Genomic DNA, 19,213 nt, shown 5'->3' with positions numbered 1-19,213 from the left:
AAGTCCCAGATGCGCCTCCCCACCTCGGCTGTCGACGGCTTCCTCAAGTCCCAGATGCGCCTCCCCACCTCGGCTGTCGACGGCTTCCTCAAGTCCCAGATGCGCCTCCCCACCTCGGCTGTCGACGCCTTCCTCAAGTCCCAGCAGGACCAGGTCCGCCTCACCCTCGGGAAACTGGACACCAGGGCCGCCCTCCGGGTAGCAACGACCGGTTTGCAGAGCCCGGCCGCGTTGGTGGTCGATGACGCACTTGGAGACTTCGAGCGCGCCCTCGAGGACGCTGGACAACGGGTGGACCCCGACGAGGCGTCACTTCTGGCTGTCTGGTCGGAGTCGCTGCGGGAATTCCGGTCCTGGCTCCTTCAACCTGCCGTCAAGTGGCCTGCCATCGGGCTGGTTTCGTTCCTCGTCTCCTACTGGTGGGTGACCCTTAAGACCCAGCATCCGGACGTGGCTGACATGGTTGAGGTTCCCTTTTCGGTCCTAGCTGGATGCCTGATAGCGATGGCGGCAAACGCGAAGAAGTAAGCCAGGCCGCTCGCCTCGCTACCTGCTGCCATCCCGTCTGCCGCCGACCCACACACCGTGGAGCGGGCCAGGGGCCAGGGTGCCAAGGTGGAGCGCCCTACCGGACGAACGACCTTGGCACCCTGGCCCCTGGTCTGCTCGGCTTGCCTGGGTCGGTGGCGGACGGGATGGCAGCTCCCCACCACCGACAACCGCAACGGTTCTGCGCCCATCCTGGAGTCGTCTGGCCCCCGCCGGAGGCAGGGCTTGTATCGGCCGGCGCGCCGGCCGACGCCGGCGCTTGCGCCGGGAGCAGGCCGAGCGCGGCCGGCCTGCGGCCCGCTTGCGGGCCGCCTTGATCCAAGAGAGATGGTTTCGGCAATGCTGAGGCTTGAACCCTTGTCCTCCGTCGACTGCCATGACTATCCGCCTGCCTTCCTGGGGGGCGTCCGCATCGACGGGTAGGTCGGCAGAGCTTGGCCGCGTGGCGCGAGCATCGGGTTAAGGCCTTGGTCAAGGATGGCGCGATCGGAGTCGGACAGCCGAACAAGGGCCCGACGGAGATAGACGCTCCACGCATGAGGCTTGGGGAAGGCGTCCAGCCGATCCACCAACGGCCCCAACTCAAGCCCGCCTGGATAGGGAACCACGCCATCGATGCGTAGCTCGCAGGCGGAGTGGAAGGAGCGTTGGGCGATTTCTATCGGCTGGTCCAGGCGACGTGCAGCCGTTGCGGCCGTCGCAACGCCGATCACCCGGCCACGGTCGCGCGGTGGGTTGTTCCAGGCGCTACGGGTGGCATACAGGAACAGGCGATCCCCAGGTGCAAGGTCAGCTACCTCGGCTCGTGGCGTAGCTGGGAAGGCCATCCGCTGCTCGTGCAGCACCCACCAGATAGCGTCGCGTTCGCCGAGCACGACCAGGTACGAGCTCATCACCCCGAAGACTCTACGAGCACGTTGCTGTCGACAGGACCAGGGAATCGTTGGGGACGTAACCCTACTCGTGGCCACCTCACCTGAGGCCTCACCCGCCACGCTCGGGATCCTGGCCTCCGCCACACCAGCTACCACCCTTCCCGCCTGGCGCAACGTTCGGCAGAATCCCTACCCATGCCGACGACGCTGCAATCGATCCTGGATGACCTGTACTTCTCCGCGACCTCGGAGGCGGACAAGGGGGCGAAGTTCGAGCGATTGATGGTGGCGTACCTGCGTACTGACCCTCAGTATGCGGAGCAGTTTTCCCAGGTGTGGCGCTGGATGGAGTGGCCCGGTCGTGACGGTCAAGCCGATCATGGGATCGATCTAGTAGCCCAGGAACGCGACAGCGGTGAGGTCGTGGCGATCCAGTGCAAGTTCTACGACCCACGGAGCACGATCCAAAAGCCGGATATCGACTCATTCCTGTCCGCATCGGGCAAATTCCCCTACAAGCGACGCATGATCATCTCCACGACCGATCGCTGGGGTACGAACGCCGAGGCCGCCATCCGTGGCCAGCAGATTCCCGTCCAGCGGATCCGCTTCAAGGACCTAGCTGAGTCGAGCATCGACTGGTCACAGTTTTCACTGGCGACTCCTGAGGTGCTGGTACTGAAGGACAAGAAGGGCCTGCGTCAGCATCAAGAGAACGCGATTAAGGACGTCAAGGCTGGGTTCGAGACCCATGATCGGGGCAAGCTCATCATGGCTTGCGGAACTGGCAAAACCTTCACCTCTCTTCGACTGGCTGAACAGATGGTCGGCACGGGTCGCTCGGCACTATTCCTAGTGCCGTCGATCGCACTGTTGTCGCAATCGCTGCGGGAGTGGGCGACCGAGTCCGAGGTCCCGCTCCAGGCGTTCGCGGTGTGCTCGGATCCCAAGGTCAGCAAGGTCAACCTAGATAACACTAGTGAGGACATCTCCTCGGTCGACCTGCCCCTGCCGGCCACCACGGACTCGAAGCTGCTGCACACGAAGCTTGCGAGCGCGCCCGGCGATCGGATGCGGGTGGTGTTCGCTACCTACCAGTCGATCGGCGTCGTCTCTGCGGCTCAAGCCGCTGGCGGGGTGGACCCATTCGATCTGATCATCTGCGATGAAGCACACCGCACCACGGGCGTGACGCTTGCTGGCGAGGACGAGTCGGCGTTTGTCCGGGTACACGACCCGGAATACATTCTCGGCGAGCGGCGCCTATATATGACCGCCACCCCGCGAATCTACGACGACAATACCAAGGCGAAGGCCGGGGAAGCGGACGCCATCGTGACCTCGATGGACGGAGAGGAGTTCGGCCCAGAATTCCACCGCCTCGGGTTCGGAGAAGCTGTGTCCAAGGGCCTGCTTACTGACTACAAGGTCCTCGTTCTAGGCATCGATGCCGGCGTTGTGTCGCGCACCTTCCAAGCGCAGCTGGCTGACGACACTCTTGAACTGCGGCTTGACGACGTGGCTAAGATGGTTGGGTGCTGGAACGGGCTGGCCAAGCGTGGTGAGTCTGGCTTCGGGTTCGGTGATGACGTCGCGCCGATGACGCGTGCCGTGACCTTTGCTTCCTCCATCAAAGCGTCGAAGGCATTTGCTGAAACTTTTCAAAGGATCACTGAGCATTATATCCGGTCCGCCGATTTCGACAGGGAGTTCACCGACGAGGAAACCGGCACGCCTGATCGCGCGTTGCGCTGCGAAGTGCGGCACGTCGATGGTGGCATGAACGCTCTAATCCGCAATGAGAAGCTCGACTGGCTGCGGGAAGACGCGGGGACGGACACCTGCCGGATCCTGTCCAATGCTCGTTGTCTTTCAGAAGGAGTTGACGTCCCGGCCCTTGACGCCGTCATCTTCCTTAACCCACGGAAATCTCAGGTGGACGTTGTTCAGTCTGTCGGACGCGTAATGCGCCTGGCCCCTGACAAGAAGTACGGGTACATCATCCTTCCCGTTGCCATTCCGGCTGGCACACCACCAGACCAGGCGCTAAGTGGCGGCCGTTTTGACGTGATCTGGCAGGTGCTACAGGCACTACGTGCCCACGATGAACGCTTCAACGCCATGATCAACCAGATCGACCTCAACCGGGCACCTGGTGAACGTCTAGAGGTGATTTTCCCCGATCATCCGACGGATGATTCGGACACGAGCGGTGAGACCACCAGTAAGCGCCAGTACACCCAAGGGATGCTCGATTTACCGACCGTTACCCAATGGCGAGACGCAATCTATGCAAGGATCGTCGCCAAGGTCGGTTCCCGGCGTTATTGGGAGGACTGGGCCCAGGACATCCGCGAAATTGCGGAGGCCCACATCACCCGGATCAAGACCATCCTCGATAACCCCACACCCGAGATCGAGAAGCGTTTTGACGCATTCCTTGCTGGGCTCCGCGGCAACCTGAACGACTCAATTGGCCGAGACGATGCTATCGAAATGCTCTCACAGCATCTGATCACGAAACCCGTCTTCGATGCTCTTTTTGATGGCTATGACTTCACCGAGCATAACCCCGTGTCGCGCACGATGCAGACTATGGTCGACGCGCTGGACGATCAGAACCTTGATAGCGAGACCAAGACACTAGAAGCCTTTTACGAATCGGTGCGCGTGCGGGCTGCTGGAATCGACAACACGGCCGGTAAGCAAAAAATTATCACTGACCTCTACGAGTCATTCTTCAAAAATGCGTTCCCGAAGATGGCAGAGTCTCTGGGTATTGTCTATACCCCTGTTCAGGTAGTCGACTTCATCCTTCGCTCAGTGGAGGAGGTCCTACATTCAGAGTTCGGTGTGTCGATTAGCGACGAAGGCGTTCACGTACTTGACCCGTTCACAGGAACCGGGACGTTCATTGTCCGTCTTCTTGAAACTGGAATAATACGCCCAGGTGACTTACTTCGAAAGTATTCCCAGGAGCTTCATGCGAATGAGATCCTCCTGCTGGCATACTACATCGCTGCCATCAACATCGAAGCGACCCTCCATGGGCTACTCAAGGAACGGGATCCGAGCGCTGGGTACGTGCCGTTCAACGGCATTGTCCTGGCGGACACCTTTCAAATGACGGAAGACGACGACAAGATAGACTCCGTCGTCTTCCCTACGAACAACGCTCGAGCCGAGGCACAGAAGGCACTCGATATTCGCGTAATTATCGGCAATCCGCCCTACTCTGTAGGCCAGAACAGTGGCAACGATAACAACGCCAACTTGAAGTATCCGACGCTCGACAACCGCATTCGCACAACTTACGCGGCTGATCGGAACCGCGGCGGCGGACAAAGCGTGTTCGACTCTTATATTCGCGCCATCCGGTGGGCGTCTGACCGTATCGGCGACGAAGGCGTCGTTGGCTTTGTAACTAATGGCGGCTGGGTCGAGAACAACACCGCAGACGGCCTGCGCAAGACCTTAGCGAACGAGTTTTCGGTCATTTACGTATACAACCTCCGGGGAAATGCCCGAACTGCTGGAGAGCAGCGGCGCCGAGAAAAGGATAATATCTTCGGCCAAGGAGCCAGGACTACAGTCGCCATCATTCTGCTTGTTAAGAAGGCTGGGGCCACTGGATCGGCCGAGGTGCGTTATCGAGACATTGGTGACTATCTCACGAGAGAAGATAAGCTCCGTATCATTGAGGAGTCTCGCCTGGACACGGTGGACTGGCAAAGTATCAGCCCGAACACTCACGGCGACTGGCTGGGCCACCGCGACGAAGCGTTCGGCCTGTTCGCAGCGATCGGCGACAAGCGTGGTTCCGCGAATGGTTTGACCATCTTTGCGACCTACTCTCGCGGATTGGAGACAGGCCGCGATGCCTGGGTCTACAACTATTCGAACCGGAACCTGATGGATAACGTCAGGCGAACGGCTGCCGCGTACAACGCTCAGGTTGATGCCTTCAAGGACTTCATCATCGACCACCCTGGTGAGAAGCCAAGGTCGCTCGTTGACGAGTTCATCGATACGGATGCAACGAAGATCAGCTGGACTAACAGCCTTAAAAATCGGCTGGCGGCACGAAAGCCGGTATCCTTTTCGCCCGAGGCGGCGCGGATGGCGCTCTACCGGCCCTTCAACAAACAGCACGTGTACTTCGACCGAGCCCTCAATCACATTGTCGGCCAGCTGCCCGCTATCTTTCCGACGCCAAGTCATACCAACATCGGCTTCTACCAGGTTGGCTCGGGTTCGGCCGTTCCGTTCTCGGTGATCATGACAGATCTGCTTCCTGATCTTCACGTAACAGGTGCTGGAAGTGGTGGGCAGTACTTCCCGCGCTGGTCCTACGTCGAGCTGGAGGGATCCGCGGATCTGCTTAGCATGCTTGATGACAACGCAAGTGACCGGTATGAGCGGGTCGATAACATTACAGATTCCGCTCTCGCTGATTACCGATCCGCATACGGTGCCTCCGTATCAAAGGATGACATATTTTTTTACACCTACGGCCTTCTACACTCTCCCGAATACAGGATTCGTTACTCAGCTGACCTGAAGAAGATGCTCCCTCGCATTCCAAAAGTAGCCACCTCTGAAGACTTCCATCGCTTTGCCGATGCCGGTCGTGAGCTCGCCGAACTGCATATCGGCTACGAGGAGGTAGAGCCCTACCCGCTGACGGAGTCTGCCGATGGCAAGGTGACGGGCTCGGAGCTCTACCGAATGCAGAAGATGCGCTTCGCCGGCACCGGTAAAGCCAAGGACCGATCGACGATCATCTACAACCGCTACATCACGTTGTCGGGGATCCCTGAAGAGGCGTACCGCTACACGGTCGGCACTCGGTCTGCCGTTGAGTGGGTGATGGAGCGCTACCAGGTTAAGAGCGAAAGCGCGTCGGGTATCACTAACGACCCAAACGAGTGGCTCAAGGAGCTCGGTGACCCGAGATACATTGTGGATCTTGTCAAGCGGGTTGTGACCGTCTCGCTAGAGACGATGAAGATCGTGGACTCCTTGCCCTCGCTAATCCTCAAGGCGGGATAGCGCTTAGGGTTCCCGGCCATCCCGTCGCCGTCGACCCGCCCTTTGAGGCGCGGGCCGCCGCCCGACCCGCCACGTGAAGCGCACCTTGACACACTCGGACGCTGTCAGGCCGGGCGGTGGTCTGCTCGGCCTGCCCGGGTCGATGGCGACGGGATGACCTACCGTAACCACCCACGGACCGTGACCATCCGGCGCAGCCTCGGCCATCCTGTAACCGGAGGGTCCCTGCCGGATGCGCCCCAACCGTAACCCCGCAGCGCCGCCACGCCTTGAACCCGTGTCGAAACTCTGGGCTAGAGGGCGTTGCCGTGCTCCGCATATGCGGCGATGCCGCTGCTGCGTGCTGCGATCGCTGTGCGGAGTCTGCGAGTGAGTCGAGGCGGTCCGTGATGATTCAGATCTTCTGCTGTCACGTAGCGCCATTCGGTGAGTTCACCGTCCGTGAATCGGATGGCCTGTTCTTGCTCTGTAGTGAGAGAACCAGCGTCGAAAATGAAGAGGAGCTTGTCTCCTTCGTGCTCGGCCGGTGCCCAGTCGACGACGAGCATGGGGCCGACGGCGGTGGTGAGGCCGAGTTCTTCCTCGATCTCGCGCATGCACGCCGCGCGCGGTGATTCGCCGGGTTCGACGTAGCCGCCGGGGATGTCCCAGTGCTTCTTATAGCTGGGGCGTACGAGGAGCACGCGGCCTTCGTCGTCAAAGAAGAGGGCGCCTGCGGCGACGCGTGGGGTTGCCATGGGTGGCATCTCGTTGGCCGTCACCAGGGCAGCCTAGATGGGCTGGTTTCAGTCGAGCACCTTGAGCCGCCGGGCCAGTCCGACCAGTTCGGCTGAGGGCTTGCCGCGCTGCCGGCGTACCCAGGTCAGGGCGAGTTGTCGGCTGAGGAAGTGATGGCGGACCTGTTCGGGTGCCATCTGTTCGGCGTCCAGTAGGACCGCCTGGGCGTCGTCAAGGCGGTTCCACGAGCTGTAGGCGCGAGCGACTTCGAGGGCGTGCCGTACCCGTCGCTCCATCGGTAGGCCGGCGGTGTCGACTCGTGGCCCGAGGTCGATGGCGACTTGCAGATCGCCCAGCTCGGCGGCGGTGGCGACGCGGTGGATAGCGACGTTGGTCGGACCGAACGCGGTCCAGAGATGGTTGGCGTCGGCTCCGAGCTGGCCGGCGGCGTGGTCGGCGGCGGCGAGGAAGGTGCGGGTGGTGGCAGCGTCGTTGGAGCGGGCGGCGGCCATCGAGCCGGACAGGAACAGGGTTCCGTAGACGGAGAGCAGCGCTGGCGTGGCCTGCTTCAGGTGGGGATCAAGGTAGCCGGCGGCGTCCTCGGTGAGTCGTACGGCTTCGGAATAGCGGCCGGTGGCGTGCAGGGCGTGTCCGACGGAGCGGAACAGGGAGCCGGTGATGAGCGGGTCGCCCGTGGGTCGGACGGCGGCCAAGCCGCGGTCGGCGGCGATCCAAGCGAGATCGCTTTCTCCGAGCTTGGTGAGCTGGGTGGCGGCGAGTTGGTACGTCAGACCGAGTAGCCGACGGGCCTGATCCTGGTCGTCGCCGTCGTGGTGGTCAGCGGCGGCCTGGGCGCGGTTCAGCAGGTCGGGCAGGCGGCCGGTGACGTGCCCAAATCGGGAGTCCTGGTACGCGTCCCAGAGGGCGCCTACCTCCTTCCTGAGCACGGCGACGCTCGACGGCTCCGCTTCCATACCGCCACCGAACGGACCGAGGGCGCGGTAGTTCATCAGGGCGGCGCGGAGGGCGGGGACGGTTTCGGTGCCGCTGTCGCTGGTCCAGTCGAGCAGTGTGGGTTCGCCGAGCAGATCGCCGAGGGAGACGTCCAGGACTTCGGCCAGGGACTTGATGACGGAGAGCCGGTCCAGCTCGATCCGGTTGTTCTCAATCTTGCCCAGCCAGTCAGCAGTACGGCCGATGAGTCCAGCTAGGACCTCCTGGGAGAGACCGCGTCGTCTGCGGTACCAGGCGACGCGTTCGCCGATGGTCAGGGTGTTGGTTGTCCCGCGCACGGGTTCACTGTCTCCCCTCGGTCGGCTGCGACCCCGGAAGGATTTTCCGGGTCGCTGGGCGGTATGTGCCACAACCTGTCTGCATGACGGGGCTGAACGTATCGAGCAACTGCCAATCCTGCTCGGGCGCGGGCTGGAAGTACACCCTTGCCCGCACCGCCATTCGTGGGATGGGGCGCGGGTCGGAGCGGACTCGTTCGCTTGCCCGGCGGTCCTGCTTGGACTGTGCGGGTTCCGGTCGGGCGACCTGCTGAGGCTGGCCCGGGGTGGGTGCTGGCGTGGGGCCTCGACCCGAACGACGGCCCGTGAATGGCCCGCCCGCTCCGGCGCCCCGCAAGCCGGCGCCGTCCCGGCCGGGTGTCCCGGTGCCAGGCGACCTGGTGCTGATCGACGGCCGGGCGTCGGTGCAGTTCGGCGGAGATCGCGCGCTGTGGCTACGGGTGACGTCGGTCTGCGACAAGCCGACCTACTACGGCTGGGTGTGGCTCACCGGCTACGCCATCGACCTGGCCACCGGCAAGGCGTTGGCACGGCGTGAGGTCTTCGCGCAGATCGCCGGCCTTCAGATCCAGCGACGCAAAACCAACAACGCGCCGCCTCGCAACGTGGCGCCGGTGATGAGGAGACGCGGTGTTTGACGTTCGGGTACGACTCGGTGCGGTGCTGACGATCGATGCAGCCGATCGTCTCCTGCCGTCGGATGGGCCGGTGACGTTGTGGGTGACCGGAGTTCGGCTGGTGGCCAACCGTCCGCCGCAGGATGAGTGGATCTGGGTCGAGGGGGTCAGGGTCGGTCCGTCCGGTCGTCACGGTCGGCAGGCGCAGATCCTGGTACGCGCGAGCAAGCTCCCACCGGATGGGGCGGCCCGATGAGTACCTACCTGTCCAGTGCGCTACGCGACCAGCTCCGGGCGGCACAGGCGCAGCTTGACCAGCACACGCCATCGAGCGCGGACGGGCGCTGCGCCACCTGCGGCGAGGACGGTCCGTGCCCGCAGCGTCAGGCAGCGTTGCGGGTGTTCGGCCGGTACGGGTGCCTGCCGCGTCGGTGGCCGGGCGCGACTCGTCCGGAGTCGGTGGGAGCGCCATCGTCGTGGTCGGGATGGCTTGCCGCAGCGGTCGGGCGTGTGACGCCGAACGGCTGAGTTGACTTGTTCTGTCATGCAAACAACTCATAAGCTGCTGATATTCATGCAGCGTTCCTAGGTGGGGTGGCCCGCGATGGCGTACGAGATTCCGACGCCGAAGTACCTGCGCGTGTTGAACACGCTGCGGAAGCGCATCGAGGACGGCGACTACGCGCCCGGTGCGGCACTGCCGTCGGAGAACCAGCTCTGTACGGAGTTTGGGGTGTCCCGCCCGACGGTGCTCAAGGCGCTGGGAATTCTCAAGCAGGACGGCTGGATCGAGTCGCAGCAGGGCAAGGGCAGCTTCGTACGCGGCCGGCCCGTCTCCGGGCGCACCTCGCCCGACTACGCCCGCGACGCGGTCGAGCTGGACGAGACCGGGGAGACGGAGATTCTGCACGTCGGCCCGGTGCTCGCCTCACCGCGGATCGCGGCGGAGTTAAAGATCCCGGAGGGCACGCCGGTCTATGAGCGGCGCCGCCGTACCGTCTCGGAGGCGGGTCCGGTGGACCTGGTCGCCACGTTCGTGCCGGTGGACATCGCGGTCGGTACCGACATCACCAGGCCGGACCCGATCGCGGGTGGCCTGCTGGACCTCATCGCCCGCCACAAGGGCCTGCGACCCGACTACGCCACCGAGCGAATGACCGCCCGCCGGGTAAGCGACGTTGAGGCTGAGGCCCTGGAGGTGCCGGCCGACGAGTCGGTGATGAGCGTCGTCATCACCGTCCACCAGGCATCCGGCAACCCGATCATGACGTCGGTGCTGGTGATGCCAGGTAGCCGCCACGAGATCGAGGACACCTACGCTCTGTCCTGATTCGCCTGCGTCAACCTCGCTGGCGGCTCAGCGGCACATCTCGCCGGCAGTCCGCGTAACTCGTCCGTCTCCCCGATCGACGCACAGTTCGCTTGTCGTGCGGTCGATCCAGTAGATCTGCCCGCGTCCGATGAGCACTGGCTGGTCCAGGTGGAACCATCGACCAACGGTGTCCACCAGCAACAGGCGCTCGGCTGTCTCCCGCTGCGGCATCACGTCCTCCTCCTGCTGGTCCTGGCACCCCGGGGGCCGGCTCTCCACATTGTGCAATCGGTTCCCCTTCGATCTTGCTTGTACTTACAAGCTGACGTAGCTTGTTAGCTCAACCGGTTGTAAGGAAGACAACTGGCGAGGCTAGGAGGCTGCCGAAGTGGTTCCGATGACGTTGAAGGTTCCCGTCCCGTCCGAGTACGTGTTCCCCGCCGGGGCTCTCTGCCTTGGGGTGTCGCCGCAGATTGACTTTGAGCGGCGGGGTGAGGCGGACAACCAGGCGCGGGACAAGGAGACCGGGGAGCGGGTCTGGGTGGTGCGGGTGATGGACCTGGACTCGGAGGCCGGGAAGTTCGGGCGGTCGACCGAGGTGAAGGTCAAGGTGGTGGCGGCGCAGCAGCCGGTGCCGCCGCCGTCGACGGTGCCGGGTTACCCGCCGGCGGTGGAGTTCGAGGGCCTGACCCTGACCCCGTACGTGGATTCGCAGCGGTGCAAGCCGGGCCGCTCGTCGGGTGACTGCCGCTCCCGCATGGCGTACTCGCTGCGGGCCACCGCGATCCGGCCGGCGTCGACTATGCCCGGCTCGGTGGCTGCCTGACTGCTTCTAGGCGCGCGGGGCGGGTCGTTTCCCCGCCAAGAGTCCCGGCCCGTCCCGCGCTTCTTCCATCCCTCACGTGTGAAGGAGGGCGTGATGCCCACCGTAGTTCCCCCTGCCCTGAACTGCTCTGAGGGCCGCTGCTCGTCGGGGTGGTGGTCCTGATGTCCCGTACCCGCCTGATCGGTCTGCGCCACGCCTACCGCGAGGTGGAGGCGGCCCTCCGGTCTGTGCTGCGGTTGCCGCCGGCTTCGGCACAGGTGTGCGCGATCCGCTGCCCCCGCTGCGCGGAGTGGGTGAAGCCGCGCCGCTTCGACCTGCGTCGCATGTCCTGCCGCTCGTGCATCGCCACCCTGGCGCGTCCTGGCAGGGGTGGTGACCTGTGCCTCTGATCAACATCATTCCGGGCGACAAGATCCCGGTGGCGCCGATGAACATGCGCCTTCCTGCATGGCGGGTCCCGGGTTGGCTGCTGGTGTTCTGGTGGCTGGCCCGGGGCCTGTTCCGCCTCACCGTGCTCGCGGTGCGGTACTGGTGGCTCACCGCCCCGACCGTGGCCGCTCTGTGGGTGCGGGCCGAGTATGGCGGGCGGGTGCTGGCCGGCGTCGTCCTGGCGGTCGCCGTCGGCTGTGGGGCCTGGTGGCGGTGGCACTCGTCGTCGTGGCTGCGCTTCGGCTGGTACCCGCTCGTCAGCCGCGTCCGCGCATTGGTGGTCTACCGGCGGCGGTGGGCATCGGTCATGGCCACGTGCGGGTTGGCGACGGTGTTCGCCGGTGACCGGTACGTGCCGCAACTCCTGCGGGTGCGCTGCGATCGGTACGGCGACGAGCTGACCGTCCGCATGCTGCCGGGGCAGATCCCCGACGACTGGGGGCAGGCTGCGGAACGCCTCGCCTACGCCTTCCGCCTGCGCACCGGCCAAGCCCGCTCGACGGCCCGCCCGGATCGGGTGGTGATCCGGTTCCTGCGCCGTGACCCCCTGGCCGGCACCGTGGCGCTCCTGCCAATGACCGAGGTGCCGGACCTGGACGGGCTTGCGCTCGGTGTGCGTGAGGACGGGCAGCCCTACCGGCTGCGGCTGACCGGTTCGCATGTGCTGATCGCGGGGGCGACAGGCTCGGGCAAGGGGTCGGTGTTGTGGTCGCTGATCCGTTCCCTGGCTGGCGGTGTCCGGTCGGGGTTGGTGGAGCTGTGGGCATTCGATCCCAAGGGCGGCATGGAGCTGGCAGCCGGGGTGCCGCTGTTCGCCCGCTTCTCCTACGACGACCCCGACGGCATGGCCGGCGTCCTGGAAGAGGCCGTAAAGCGGATGCGGCTGCGGGCGGCCCGGCTGCGCGGGGTTGCTCGTCAGCACACGCCGACGCCGGATGAGCCGTTGATCGTGTTGGTGGTCGACGAGCTGGCGGCGTTGACGGCGTACATCACGGACCGGAAGGTCCGCGACCGGATCAAGGAAGCCCTCGGCCTACTGCTGTCCCAGGGACGCGCGGTCGGGGTGCACGTCGTAGCGGCGTTGCAGGATCCGCGTAAGGACGTGCTGCCGTTTCGGGACCTGTTTCCGACCCGCATCGGCCTGCGGCTGACCGAGCCAGAACAGGTCGACATGGTCCTCGGCGACGGTGCCCGCGATCGGGGAGCACTGTGCGACCGCATCCCTGAATCGACACCCGGTGTGGGGTTCGTCGTCCTCGACGGCGTCCGCGAACCCGTCCGGGTCCGCTTCGCCTACCTCACTGACGACGACATCCGCGAGCTGGGCCGTGACTATCGGCGGCTCTGCGGCGACACCAACGACGAGCAGGAGGTGACCCGGTGAAGACCAACGCGACTGCGGATCGGGTGGAGGGCGTAGTCCTGGTGCTCATCGTCCTCACGGTGGGCGGGCTGGCCGGGGCGGCGTCGTTCACGCACGTGCACGACTGGACCATGGCCAACTCCCCGACCGGTACGGGGGACTGGTTCGGGTGGGCCAACGCCGCGATCTCCGAACTCCTGCCCCTGGCGGCGCTGCTGACCATCCGGCGGCGCCGCCGCACCGGCGGGTCGGTCGGGTACCCGATGTTCCTGCTCGTCTGCGCCGTCGCGCTGTCGCTGTCGGCGCAGCTCGCCGTGGCAAAGCCGGGCGTGTCCGGGTGGCTGCTGTCAGCCGTGCCGGCGCTGGCGTTCCTCGGCCTGTCCAAGCTCATCTTCTCCACCACCCCTGCTGCCTCGCTGACGGTGTCTGTCGACAAGCCGGCAGACACCAGCGAGTGGGGCGACGTCCCTCCCGGCTACAACCCGGCCGACCACCGGCCCCCCTTTGACGTCGCCGACGAGAACCAAGCGGTGACCCTCGCCGTCGTCGACGAGGGCCAGGCGGTGAACGTCTCCGTGGAGGCCACCGACGAGCAGCCCCGCCCGGCGACTCTCCGCCCGGTTTCCGTGGCGCCGGTGGAACAGCGGCGGCCCGGACTGGTGCCCGTACCAGCGGCGGCTTTCGCGCCCCGCAACGGCAGCGTCTTCGACGGGGAGCGTGACCGGTGAGCCAACTCGAACTCGTCCCCACGACTCCCGTCGAGCAGCCCCGACCGGGATCGCGCGCGGACAGGATGCGCAAGCCCCTGGCCAAGGACGCGCTCAAGCAACTCGCCGAACAAAACGGCGTCTGCGTCCGCCCCCTGGCTCTGCGCCGCACCGACACCGCCACCGGCCACACCGAGGTCGTCGAAGTGCCCTGCGGGGCCACCCTCGCTGTCAAGTGCAAGCCCTGCGCGGAACGGGGCCGGCGGCTGCGCATCCAACAGATCCGCGAGGGCTGGCACCTCGCCGACGAACCCGCCGTCCGACCCGACAACCCCGGAGAAGACGTCCTCGCCCTCGTACGGGTCCGGGCACACCTGGAATTCGAACGCGAAGCGCTGCACTACCAGCCAATGACCCCCGACGAGCGGGCCGCGCAGATCGCCGACGTGGACGCCGCGATCGCGGAACTGGATGAAGCGCTCGCCGAAACCAGCCTGCGCGGGCACCTCACCCCGAAGGAGCGCGACGAGCGGCCTCGGCGCAAGCGGTCGACCCGGCGGCGGCAGGACTCCCCAGACCTGCCACGCCTGCCGGTCGACCCGCGCACCGTCGGCCGCGCCTACTCCGGGAAGGCAGGAAAGACGCACCGGCCGTCGATGCTCGTCACGCTGACGCTCGGCTCGCACGGGCCGGTCCACTCTCACCTACGGCGCGGCGCCTACGTCGCCCCGTGCGAGTGCGGCCAGCGGCACGGCCCGTATGACGACGTGCTCGGCACCCCGGTCGACCCCACGACGTACGACTACCGGCGCGCGGCCCTGGACTCGATCCACTTCGCCCGGGTCCTCGACCGGTGGTGGCAGAACGTCCGCCGCGCCGCCGGCTGGAACGTCCAATACGCCGGAGCCGTCGAGCTGCAACGACGACTCGCCCCACACGCACACTTCGCCATCCGCGGCACCCTTCCCCGCCGGCTGCTCAAGCAGATCGCAGCGGCCACCTACCACCAGGTGTGGTGGCCGCCCTTCGACGAACTGACGTACCCGGTCGACAAGCCGCCGGTCTGGAACGTTGACCGTCAGGCGTACGTCGACCCGAAGACCCGGGAGCCGCTGCCCACCTGGGGTGAAGCCCTCGACGCCCTGGAGGAACCCGACAGCCGCCCCGCCTACGTCGCCCGGCTCGGCCGTATCGACGCGCGGGGCATCGAGCAGGGCACCAAGGATGCGGAGCGGTCGATCCGGTACGTGACGAAGTACGTCACCAAGGACCTGACCGACCAGGCCAAGCCACGCTCCGACGCGCAGAAGGCGCACTTCGACCGCCTCCACGCCGAGCTGGCCGTCCTGCCGTGCTCGCCGACGTGCGCGAACTGGCTGCTGTACGGCGTCCAGCCGGACGGGGTCAAGGCGGGCTTGACCCCCGGCCGCTGCACCGGGAAGGTCCACCAACGCTCCACCCTCGGCTTCACCGGCCGACGCGTCCTCGTCTCCCGCCAATGGTCCGGCAAGACCCTCGCCGACCACCGCGCCGACAACCGCGCCTGGGTCCGCGCCATCCTCGCCGGCGGCATGGCCGACACCGAGGAACACGACCAGGCGGCCGACGACGCGGACGGCTCGAAGCGGTACCGGTTCGAACTCGCCCGACCCGAAGACCCCGACGTGCCACCCCTGGAACACCGCCTCCTGCGCGCGATATCCGCCCGCATCCGCTGGCGCGCTGACCTCGACACCGCCCGGATACGAACAGCCGCCGCCGTTTCGGCAACCGCACAACCCGCCGCGCTCGCGGCCTGAACCCCTGGGGAGGAAATCTTGTCCATCGTCGTGCCGTTCGCGCCTCGGCAGGCCGGGCCTCGTGCTGGCGACGTTGCCCCCGGCGACCGCCCGCCTCAGCCGGTCCGGGCCGTCTACACGGTCAAGGAAGTGGCCGCACTGCTGTCCCTGTCCGTCAGCTCTGCCTACGCCCTGGTCCGGGCCGGGCAGATCCCCGCCGAACGGCTGGGGCGGCGCTGGGTGGTGCCGCGTAGCCGTTTCCACGCATGGCTCGACGGTGCCTCCGGCGGCCTTTCGGCAACGGGTACCGACGCGCCGCGCGGGGGCTGGTGATCGTGGGCTTCGTGAGCAAGACGCCGGCTGGTACGTACCGGGCGAACTGGCGGGACTCGGCCGACCGGCAGAAGGCGAAGACGTTCCGCACCAAGAAGGAGGCGAACGCGTTCCTGGCCGAGGTGGAGGGCGCGCTCAACCGGGGGACGTACGTCGACCCCCACGCGGGGCGGATGCGCTTCGGCGAGTTCGTGACGCGGTGGCTCGCCGGGCGGTCGGTGGAGGCTCGGACGGCCGAGCGGACGGATTCGATGCTGCGGGCTCACCTGCTGCCGCAGTGGGCGGACTGGCCGTTGGCGAAGATTGACTACCTGGCGGTACAGGAGTGGGTGACCACCCTTGGCCGGACTCTGGCGCCGTCGACGACGACGAAGCACCTCGGGATGCTGTCGATGATCATGCAGACGGCGATCCGGGCGCGCCTGATCGCGGTGAACCCGTGCGAGGGGGTGCGGGTGCCGCGTAACCGGGCGCGGGAGGCTCGCGCCGGCACGATCAGCCGGGAGGCGTTCTTCGGCCAGCTGCTGCCCGCCGTGCCGGCCGAACACAGGGGCATCGTCTGCGCCGCCGCCGGGGCGGGACTGCGCTGGGGTGAGTGCGCGGGCCTGCCGTGGGAGGCGGTCGACCTCGATCGGGGGTTGCTGCACGTCGCCCAGGTGGCGGTGGAGACCCACGGCGGGATCGTGCTGCGGGCGTACCCGAAGACTCGGGCCGGCGTGCGGACGGTGCCGATGCCGCCGTTCCTCGTCGACGAGCTGCGCCGGCGGCGCGGAGCCGCGGTGCCGGACGGGCGGGCGTTGGTCTTCGCCGATCGGGACGGCGGGCCGCAGCGGCGGTCGAACTTCCGGCGGCGGGTGTGGCTGCCGTCGTTGGTGCGGGCCGGGTTGCTCGGTCGGGTGGCCGAGGTGGCGCCGGGCCGGTGGGTGGCGTCGTGGCCGGACCGGGACGGCCGGGAGCAGCGGGCGGAGTTCGCCGACGAGTCGGCGGCGGTAGCGCACGCGGCGGCCTCGGCGTTCGGCGGTCTGCGGTTCCACGACCTGCGGCACTCGTACATCACGTGGCTCGTGACGGACGGGGTGCCGGTCAACGTGGTGCGGCGGGTCGTGGGGCACGAGAAGGCGTCAACGACGCTCAATCGTTATACGCACACCCCGGACGACTACGCCGACCGGGTGCGGCTGACGTTCGCTGACGATTCGCTGACTTTCCGCCCGGCGCCCCGCCCAGTCGGCCTCGGAGAAGTGCCTCTACCAGGTCGGGAGCGCTTCCGGGAAAGGGACGACCCCCGTCGGGGGGAGACGGGGGTCGTCGAAGGTTCGGCTCCGGGGGGGGTCGAGCCGAACCCACTCAGCGGTCACGGGGGGTGCAACCGCCGAGGGTCTGCCTGTCGTACGAGATGTGAACACTCGTCGCATCAGCAAGTCTGCCTGAGCGAACCTGTATACGTCGAGTGGCGTCTCCTCCACTCCGTGCGAAATAATGTTCGCAGAGTGTGACCATAATCACGATGAGCGAGGGTGGCGGAGGGTCGGCCCGCAGGTCCGAGGGGTCGCCGGGCCCCGGGCACCCGCCGACCATAGACCATCCGGCTAGACTTTCGCGCCGTGGGCCGAAGTGCCGCTTTCTTCGATCTGGACAAGACCGTCATCGCCAAGTCGAGCGCCCTGGCGTTCGGTCGGCCGTTCTACCGGGACGGCCTGATCACCCGGCGTGACGTGGTCAAGTCGGCGTACGCCCAGCTGATGTTCCGGCTGGGCGGCACCGACGCGCAGACCATGGCCAGGACCAGGGACTACCTCGCCGCGCTCTGCAAGGGCTGGCAGGTGGAACAGGTCCGCCAGATCGTCGCGGAGACGCTGCACGAGCTGATCAACCCTTACGTGTACGCCGAGGCCGCCGCCCTGATCGAGGAGCACCAGGCCGCCGGCCGGGACGTCGTCCTGGTCTCCGCCTCCGGCGAGGAGATGGTCCGCCCGATCGGCGTGCTGCTCGGAGTCACCGACGTGATCGCCACCCGGATGGGCGTGGTCGACGGCCGCTACAGCGGCGAGGTCGAGTTCTACGCGGCCGGCTCGAGCAAGGTCGACGCCGTCGGCGAACTGGCCGCCGAGCGCGGCTACGACCTGGCCGACTCGTACGCCTACTCCGACTCGTACAGCGATCGGCCGCTGTTGGAGTGCGTCGGCCATCCCTCGGTCGTCAACCCGGACCGGCAGCTGCGCCGGCTCGCGGTCGAGAACTCCTGGCCGGTGCTGGAGTTCCGGCACCCGATCCCGCTGGGGCGGAGGCTGCGCGAGCGCCCGGCCGTCCCGGTCGCCGCCGCGGCGTTGGGCGTGGGCGTCGGCGTGGCCATCGGCATCGCCTGGTACGGCCGGCACCGCCGCACCCGCACCGCCCCCACACCAGCCTGAGCCGCGAGGCCGGCGCCCACCCGGCCCGGCGAAGGGCGTAACCACCTGAGCGCCCGCCTGCCCGAGCCGCGGCGTCCGCCCGGCCCGGCGACCGCACACGACCACCTGAGCCGCGAGGCCGAGCCGTGAGTCCGGCGCCCGCCCCGATCCGGTGACCGCGCGCGATCCGCGGACGAGTCGGCTCCGGCTCAGGCCGCCGCCAGGACCTCGTCGCCGATGGTGGTGAGCTGGTCGGCGCCGACCTCCACCGCCGCCATGTAGTGACGCAGCCAGGAGCGCAGCCCGTCCGGGGTGCCGGTGGCGAAGGCGCCGGCTGAGCCGACGTACTCCGGTTCGCGCTCGTGGTGACCGACGTCCACGGCGAGCAGGCCGCGCGGGTCCAGCCCGCTGGACAGCAGCACCAGGCGGGCGGCGCCCCGGGCCACCACCCCGGACGGCCCGGCGAAGGGGCGCAGGTTCAGCAGCTCGCCGTGCACGACGGCGGCCAGCACCAGCGGCGAGACCTTCGTGCCGCCGGCGACGAGCCCGGCCAGCCCGTCCAGCCGGGCGGCGACGACCGGGTCGGCCACCGGACGGCCCAGCTCGGCCTCACCGACGACGTCGCGGGCGGCGAGCACGTGCAGCCTGGCCAGCGCCTGCCGGGGCGCCTTCGGCCAGAGCTCGGACAGCCCCGGCAGCGCCCCGGCGACCCGCAGCGCGCCCTGCACCACCGGCTCGGTCACCGTCCCGGCGCGGACCGCCTCGCGCTCGCGGGCGTACCCCTCCAGGGCGGCGCTGGCCACCGCGGACCGGAGGCTGACCTCGGCCGCGACCTGGCCGCCGTGCCGGCGCAGCGCGCGGTGCCCCAGGGCCTGGTCGAAGCGCTCGCGGGCCCGCTCCACGGCGGGGGCGACGTCGGCGAGCGCGAGCAGCGGGGCGAGCGGGTCAGCGGTCACCCCGTCACGCTAGCGAC

The 19,213-nt window shown here is 67.0% G+C and carries 17 protein-coding genes; 12 read left to right on the top strand and 5 right to left on the bottom strand.

The window, feature by feature from the left end; genetic code table 11:
• Positions 1 to 528: hypothetical protein (locus RM555_RS23010; RefSeq protein ID WP_311413683.1), on the top strand; the 528-nt coding region annotated here is incomplete at its 5' end.
• A 401-nt stretch (positions 529 to 929) separates the two neighbouring features.
• On the opposite strand, the gene RM555_RS23005 is transcribed toward RM555_RS23010, so the two are convergent.
• Positions 930 to 1,442, bottom strand: a complete 513-nt coding sequence (locus tag RM555_RS23005) for a hypothetical protein (RefSeq protein ID WP_311413682.1) — start codon at positions 1,440 to 1,442, stop codon at positions 930 to 932.
• Positions 1,443 to 1,619: 177 nt separating this feature from the next.
• On the opposite strand from RM555_RS23005, the gene RM555_RS23000 reads away from it, so the two are divergent.
• A complete protein-coding gene (locus RM555_RS23000; RefSeq protein ID WP_311413681.1) occupies positions 1,620 to 6,476 on the top strand; it encodes a DEAD/DEAH box helicase in 4,857 nt (1,618 codons plus the stop codon).
• Positions 6,477 to 6,769: 293 nt separating this feature from the next.
• On the opposite strand, the gene RM555_RS22995 is transcribed toward RM555_RS23000, so the two are convergent.
• Both RM555_RS22995 and RM555_RS22990 read right to left on the bottom strand, forming a co-directional pair.
• Positions 6,770 to 7,237: an NUDIX hydrolase gene (locus RM555_RS22995; RefSeq protein WP_311413680.1), complete on the bottom strand. Its 468-nt coding sequence runs from the start codon at positions 7,235 to 7,237 to the stop codon at positions 6,770 to 6,772.
• 24 nt (positions 7,238 to 7,261) lie between these two features.
• Positions 7,262 to 8,485: a helix-turn-helix domain-containing protein gene (locus RM555_RS22990; protein WP_311413679.1), complete on the bottom strand. Its 1,224-nt coding sequence runs from the start codon at positions 8,483 to 8,485 to the stop codon at positions 7,262 to 7,264.
• A 380-nt stretch (positions 8,486 to 8,865) separates the two neighbouring features.
• On the opposite strand from RM555_RS22990, the gene RM555_RS22985 reads away from it, so the two are divergent.
• A complete protein-coding gene (locus tag RM555_RS22985) occupies positions 8,866 to 9,123 on the top strand; it encodes a hypothetical protein (protein WP_311413678.1) in 258 nt (85 codons plus the stop codon).
• 583 nt (positions 9,124 to 9,706) lie between these two features.
• The gene (locus tag RM555_RS22980) at positions 9,707 to 10,432 is read left to right on the top strand and encodes a GntR family transcriptional regulator (RefSeq protein ID WP_311413677.1); all 726 of its coding nucleotides are present in this window, start codon (positions 9,707 to 9,709) and stop codon (positions 10,430 to 10,432) included.
• Between the two features lie 27 nt (positions 10,433 to 10,459).
• Here the strand turns inward: RM555_RS22980 and RM555_RS22975 are convergent, their stop codons facing one another.
• Entirely contained in the window at positions 10,460 to 10,645 is a 186-nt protein-coding gene (locus tag RM555_RS22975; RefSeq protein WP_311413676.1) for a hypothetical protein, read from the bottom strand.
• Between the two features lie 166 nt (positions 10,646 to 10,811).
• Here RM555_RS22975 and RM555_RS22970 point away from each other — a divergent pair, with 166 nt between their 5' ends.
• The 8 genes from RM555_RS22970 to RM555_RS22935 all read left to right on the top strand — a co-directional run bounded on the left by RM555_RS22970 (position 10,812) and on the right by RM555_RS22935 (position 18,261).
• Positions 10,812 to 11,240 (top strand): hypothetical protein, encoded by a 429-nt coding sequence (locus RM555_RS22970; RefSeq protein WP_311413675.1) that lies wholly within the window; start codon positions 10,812 to 10,814, stop codon positions 11,238 to 11,240.
• A 161-nt stretch (positions 11,241 to 11,401) separates the two neighbouring features.
• Complete coding sequence (locus RM555_RS22965) at positions 11,402 to 11,629, top strand: hypothetical protein (RefSeq protein ID WP_311413674.1); 228 nt, start codon at positions 11,402 to 11,404, stop codon at positions 11,627 to 11,629.
• Positions 11,620 to 13,053: an FtsK/SpoIIIE domain-containing protein gene (locus RM555_RS22960; protein ID WP_311413673.1), complete on the top strand. Its 1,434-nt coding sequence runs from the start codon at positions 11,620 to 11,622 to the stop codon at positions 13,051 to 13,053. The genes RM555_RS22965 and RM555_RS22960 overlap by 10 nt, the downstream gene beginning before the upstream one ends.
• The gene (locus RM555_RS22955) at positions 13,050 to 13,760 is read left to right on the top strand and encodes a DUF2637 domain-containing protein (RefSeq protein ID WP_311413672.1); all 711 of its coding nucleotides are present in this window, start codon (positions 13,050 to 13,052) and stop codon (positions 13,758 to 13,760) included. The genes RM555_RS22960 and RM555_RS22955 overlap by 4 nt, the downstream gene beginning before the upstream one ends.
• Positions 13,757 to 15,538, top strand: coding sequence for a replication initiator (locus RM555_RS22950; RefSeq protein ID WP_311413671.1), 1,782 nt, complete (start codon positions 13,757 to 13,759; stop codon positions 15,536 to 15,538). The genes RM555_RS22955 and RM555_RS22950 overlap by 4 nt, the downstream gene beginning before the upstream one ends.
• Before the next feature lie 18 nt (positions 15,539 to 15,556).
• The gene (locus RM555_RS22945) at positions 15,557 to 15,850 is read left to right on the top strand and encodes a helix-turn-helix domain-containing protein (protein WP_311413670.1); all 294 of its coding nucleotides are present in this window, start codon (positions 15,557 to 15,559) and stop codon (positions 15,848 to 15,850) included.
• A gap of 11 nt (positions 15,851 to 15,861) precedes the next feature.
• Entirely contained in the window at positions 15,862 to 17,346 is a 1,485-nt protein-coding gene (locus tag RM555_RS22940) for a tyrosine-type recombinase/integrase (RefSeq protein WP_311413669.1), read from the top strand.
• 108 nt (positions 17,347 to 17,454) lie between these two features.
• Positions 17,455 to 18,261 (top strand): HAD family hydrolase, encoded by an 807-nt coding sequence (locus RM555_RS22935; RefSeq protein ID WP_311413668.1) that lies wholly within the window; start codon positions 17,455 to 17,457, stop codon positions 18,259 to 18,261.
• A gap of 188 nt (positions 18,262 to 18,449) precedes the next feature.
• On the opposite strand, the gene RM555_RS22930 is transcribed toward RM555_RS22935, so the two are convergent.
• Positions 18,450 to 19,196, bottom strand: a complete 747-nt coding sequence (locus tag RM555_RS22930; protein ID WP_311413667.1) for a Fic family protein — start codon at positions 19,194 to 19,196, stop codon at positions 18,450 to 18,452.
• Between the last annotated feature and the right edge of the window lie 17 nt (positions 19,197 to 19,213).

Source organism: Micromonospora reichwaldensis (assembly GCF_031845925.1).
Classification (GTDB): Bacteria; Actinomycetota; Actinomycetes; order Mycobacteriales; family Micromonosporaceae; genus Micromonospora; species Micromonospora reichwaldensis.
The sequence above is the reverse complement of the archived record's forward strand: the minus strand, read 5'-3'. Positions and strand labels throughout refer to the sequence as shown.

Coding starts and splice junctions, on each gene's coding strand:
- RM555_RS23005 (WP_311413682.1), bottom strand. CDS start 1,442: ATGAGCTCGTACCTGGTCGTGCTCGGCGAACGCGACGCTATCTGGTGG.
- RM555_RS23000 (WP_311413681.1), top strand. CDS start 1,620: ATGCCGACGACGCTGCAATCGATCCTGGATGACCTGTACTTCTCCGCG.
- RM555_RS22980 (WP_311413677.1), top strand. CDS start 9,707: ATGGCGTACGAGATTCCGACGCCGAAGTACCTGCGCGTGTTGAACACG.
- RM555_RS22975 (WP_311413676.1), bottom strand. CDS start 10,645: ATGCCGCAGCGGGAGACAGCCGAGCGCCTGTTGCTGGTGGACACCGTT.
- RM555_RS22965 (WP_311413674.1), top strand. CDS start 11,402: ATGTCCCGTACCCGCCTGATCGGTCTGCGCCACGCCTACCGCGAGGTG.
- RM555_RS22970 (WP_311413675.1), top strand. CDS start 10,812: ATGACGTTGAAGGTTCCCGTCCCGTCCGAGTACGTGTTCCCCGCCGGG.